This window comes from Microbacterium sp. B24 (assembly GCF_000333415.1).
In the GTDB taxonomy this organism is placed as follows: domain Bacteria; phylum Actinomycetota; class Actinomycetes; order Actinomycetales; family Microbacteriaceae; genus Microbacterium.
The window spans coordinates 1-4,067 of the sequence record NZ_BADB01000071.1 but is presented as its reverse complement, the minus strand read 5'-3'; the positions used below and the strand labels follow the sequence as shown (position 1 = coordinate 4,067).

The following is a 4,067-nucleotide window of genomic DNA, read 5'->3' as shown; positions in this document are numbered from 1 at the left end:
CTGGTGGCACAACTTCTGGCTCCGCCGCGACAACGTGTCGCTGCAGACCGTCCAGAACCCCCGCTACGTGTTCGAGGAGTTCGCCTCGCGTCCGCGCCCGGCGGCGCCGGCTGCTGCCCCGGCGGCACCGGCGATCGACCCGAAGTCGGTCGCTGCCGACAAGACCGGTTCGACCGAGGCCAAGGTCGAGGAGAAGGCCACGGCCGCCAGCTGAACAGGGCTGCAAGTCTGACGCACGAGACCCCCACACCGCCGCGGCGGTGTGGGGGTCTCGTCGGTCCGGCGTCGCTACCCTGGTAGCGGGCCCCCGTAGCCCAATGGCAGAGGCAGGCGACTTAAAATCGCTTCAGTGTGGGTTCGAGTCCCACCGGGGGTACTCCTGTCGGTGCGCGTCAGCCCACGACACCGCTCGGGTCTGCGACGAAGCGGCCGATGAGTTCGTACGCTTCCCGCGCCTCGCGGGTCCAGTAGGCGCCCGGATAGACGTGGAAGCCGTCCTCAGCGATCACGATGCGCGCAGAGGTGCCGGCGGCGCGGGCCTTCTCGACGAACGCCACCGCATCGTCGTGGAAGACGTCGCGAGCACCCTGAAAGACGAGGAGGGGTGCCAGGCCAGCCAAGGAATCGTCGATGGGGCTGATCTGCGGGTCGTGGAGATCGTGTGTTCCCGACCATGCCTCGGCAGCCGCGCGCAGACCCGCGCAGCGCAGCGTGGGGTCTCGGCGCTCGCGCTGCCATGCGCCCGGCGTGCGCATCGTGGGATCCACCCACGGCGACAGCAGAATCAGGCCGTCCAGGGGGCGCCGGTCGCCGTCGCGGACTCGGAGGGCGAGCGTCGCGGCGACATTGCCGCCGGCGGAGTCTCCCGCGACGAAGAGAGAAGTGGTGCTGGGGCGTCCGGCGACGTCGTCGTAGACAGCGTCGATGAACGCCTGCGCATCATCGACCGTGTGCTCCGGCGTCAGCGGGTACGGGGCGATGGTGATGGCCGCTTGCGTGGCCGTCATGATCCGCTGGATGATCCACCAGTGCTGGCTGACCAGAGGGTTCACGAACCCGCCGCCCGGCAGATAGATCAACTCGCGCCCGGCGACGTGGTCGCGCGGCTGCCAGCGCAGAACCGTCGACCCGCCGATCGCGCCTTCGGTCAGGCGTCCGAAGGCACCGGCGTCCTTGGGCACGGGCGCGAACGTGCGATGCGAGTCGACCCGGGACAGATACTCCGCACTCGAGAGGTCTCGGCGCGTGGCGCCGGCGGTGAGCCACAGTGCACCCACGGTCAGCTTCATCAGCACGGTCACCCGTTGAGAATATCCTCGAGTTCCACTGTGGATGACACCGCGTGTCATCTAGGCTGGTGCCCTCACGCGCGAAGGAGCCCCGAATCCGATGAGTCTCGACCTCCTGAGCCTCCCCCCTGCCCCCCACGTGCACGGGGATGATCCGGCCGCGTTCTGGACGGCACGATCGGCCGCCGTCTCGGCGGTGTCCGGACCCGTCGCCACGATCGACCTCGACGCGCTCCGGTTCAACGCGATGGATCTCGTGGTGCGCTCCGCGGGCGTGCCGATCCGCGTGGCCAGCAAGTCGATTCGGGTGCGTGAGGTACTCGGCGCCACTCTCGCGATCCCGGGCTACCGCGGCATCCTCGCCTTCACGCTTCCGGAGGCGCTGTGGCTCGCCCGCGAGTACGACGACATCGTGCTCGGATACCCGAGCGTGGACCGCGCGGCGTTGGAGCAGCTCGTCGGCGACGACGATCTCGCGCACCGGATCACGCTGATGGTCGACGATCCCGCCCAGCTGGATGCGGTGGATGCCGTCGCCGCTCCCGCCTCTCGCGCACGCATCCGTGTCGCGATCGATGCGGATGCGTCGTGGCGGGCACCCGTGCTGGGCCACATCGGCGTGCGACGCTCGCCCGTGCACGAACCGACGGAAGTCCTGCGGCTCGCGCGCTCGATCCTCGCTCGCCCCGGATTCGATCTGGTCGGGCTGATGATGTACGAGGCGCAGATCGCCGGCCAGCCGGACCACACCGGCTCCGGCGACGGCGTGATCCGCTGGATGCAGCACCGGTCACGCGAAGAGCTCGTCGCGCGCCGCGGGGCGATCGTGGCGGGGCTGCGTGAGATCACGGAGTTGGAGTTCGTCAACGGCGGCGGGACCGGCTCCCTCGAGTTCACGGCGGCCGATCCGGCCGTGACCGAGACCACAGCCGGCAGCGGGCTGCTCGCCGGTCACCTCTTCGACGGCTACCGCGCCTTCGCGCCGGCGCCGGCCGCGGCCTTCGCCCTCGAGGTCGTCCGCAAGCCGCTGGACGACATCGCCGTCGTGCTGGGCGGGGGATGGATCGCGTCGGGACCGCCGGTCGCCTCCCGCCAGCCACGCCCGGTGTGGCCGTCCGGGCTGAAGACCCTCGGGCGGGAGGGCGCAGGGGAGGTGCAGACACCCCTGCAGGGTGAGTCGGCGCGCCGGCTTCGCGTCGGGGACCGCGTATGGTTCCGCCACGCGAAGAGCGGCGAGCTGGCCGAGCGGGTGGATCGCTACCACCTCACACTCGGCGAGAACCTCGTCGGCGAGGCCGCCACGTACCGCGGCGAAGGGAAGAGCTTCCTGTGACACGACCCGGCGGCACATGGCAGAACTGGGCGCGTACCGAGAGTGTGCGCCCGCAGCTGGTCGAGTACCCCACGACGATCGAGGCGGTGCGCCGTTCCGTTCGCGCCGCCGGCGCTCGCGGGCGCGCACTCAAGGCCGTGGGAGCGGGACACAGCTTCACGGGAATCGCGGCGGCTCCGGGAACCCTGCTGGATCTGAGCGACCTCAGCGGTGTCGTCGCCGTCGATCGCGAGCGGGGGCGTGTGCGGCTCCTGGCCGGTACCCGACTGCATCGCATTCCGACGCTTCTGGCTCCTCACGGCCTCGCCATGGCCAACCTCGGCGACATCGACCGTCAGTCCATCGCCGGCGCCCTGTCGACGGGCACGCATGGCACCGGGCTCGGCTTCGGGGGCCTGGCGACCCAGGTCGTGGCCGAGACGCTCGTCACGGCCGATGGCGAGCTGCTGACCGTAGACGAGGAGAACGAGCCCGACTCCCTGCCCGCCGTCGCATTCGGTCTCGGGGCCCTCGGCATCCTCGTCGATGTGACGCTGCAATGCGTGCCCGCGTTCGTGTTGGACGCGCAAGAGCAGCCCGAGAGACTGGATCTCGTCGTGGGCGCGCTCGATGCTCGCGTCCGCGATGTCGACCACTTCGAGTTCTACTGGTTTCCGCACACCGATGTCGCCTTGACCAAGACGAACACTCGGATGCCGGGCGACGCGCCCACGGCGCCGCTGTCGCCGCTGTCGCGGATCGTCGACGAGCGGATCGTGGGCAACGGCGTGCACCAACTGGTGTGCAGCGCCGGGCGGGTCGCTCCGCCGCTGGTGCCGGCGATCAACAGGTTGTCAGCCCGAGTGTGGGGCGACCGGCGTTTCTCCGACGCGTCGCACCGCGTCTTCACCACGGAGCGCAGCGTGCGCTTCCGCGAGATGGAGTACGCCGTGCCGCTGGACGAGCTCGCCGTGGCGTTCCAAGAGGTGCGCGAGCTGGTCGAACAGTCAGGATGGCGAATCGAGTTTCCGATCGAGGTCCGGGTGGCGCCCGCCGACGATCGGTGGCTCTCCACCGCGTTCGCGCGCGACAGCGGATACATCGCGGTGCACCGGTACTGGCGCGCGGACCACCGTGCCTATTTCGCCGCCGTCGAGGAGATCATGCGGGTCCACGGCGGCCGGCCGCACTGGGGAAAGCTGCACACGCTCGACGCAGAGGCGCTTCGCGGGCGCTACCCGCGATTCGACGACTTCCTGGCGCTGCGTGACCGCCTCGATCCGACGCGCATGTTCCGAAACGACTATCTGGACCGCGTGCTCGGCACGTGAGGGCTCGCCGCGCACACTCCCAGATGGGGAACCGCTGGGAGTGCTCCCAGGGGCGGACGACGAGTGCGCTCGCGCCGATAAGATGAGCCTCAGTCGATGGGGACTCTAGAGGATCCCCGGGACCGAGCTCGAATC

3 protein-coding genes, 1 tRNA gene and 1 pseudogene are annotated in these 4,067 nt (G+C 70.0%); 4 read left to right on the top strand and 1 reads right to left on the bottom strand.

The annotated features are described in order from the left end of the window. Positions 1–214 (top strand): annotated as a pseudogene (locus I5I_RS01700) (NAD(P)/FAD-dependent oxidoreductase); the annotation flags it as partial. Positions 215–303: 89 nt separating this feature from the next. Continuing rightward, positions 304–376 (top strand) — tRNA-Leu (locus tag I5I_RS01695). Positions 377–392: 16 nt separating this feature from the next. Here the strand turns inward: I5I_RS01695 and I5I_RS01690 are convergent. Next, positions 393–1,301: an alpha/beta hydrolase gene (locus I5I_RS01690; RefSeq protein WP_051039422.1), complete on the bottom strand. Its 909-nt coding sequence runs from the start codon at positions 1,299–1,301 to the stop codon at positions 393–395. An 88-nt stretch (positions 1,302–1,389) separates the two neighbouring features. On the opposite strand from I5I_RS01690, the gene I5I_RS01685 reads away from it, so the two are divergent. Together I5I_RS01685 and I5I_RS01680 are read left to right on the top strand one after the other, a co-directional pair. Beyond that, positions 1,390–2,622, top strand: a complete 1,233-nt coding sequence (locus I5I_RS01685; RefSeq protein WP_036315640.1) for an alanine racemase — start codon at positions 1,390–1,392, stop codon at positions 2,620–2,622. Next, positions 2,619–3,932: a D-arabinono-1,4-lactone oxidase gene (locus I5I_RS01680; RefSeq protein ID WP_036315637.1), complete on the top strand. Its 1,314-nt coding sequence runs from the start codon at positions 2,619–2,621 to the stop codon at positions 3,930–3,932. The genes I5I_RS01685 and I5I_RS01680 overlap by 4 nt, the downstream gene beginning before the upstream one ends. Positions 3,933–4,067 lie beyond the last annotated feature (135 nt).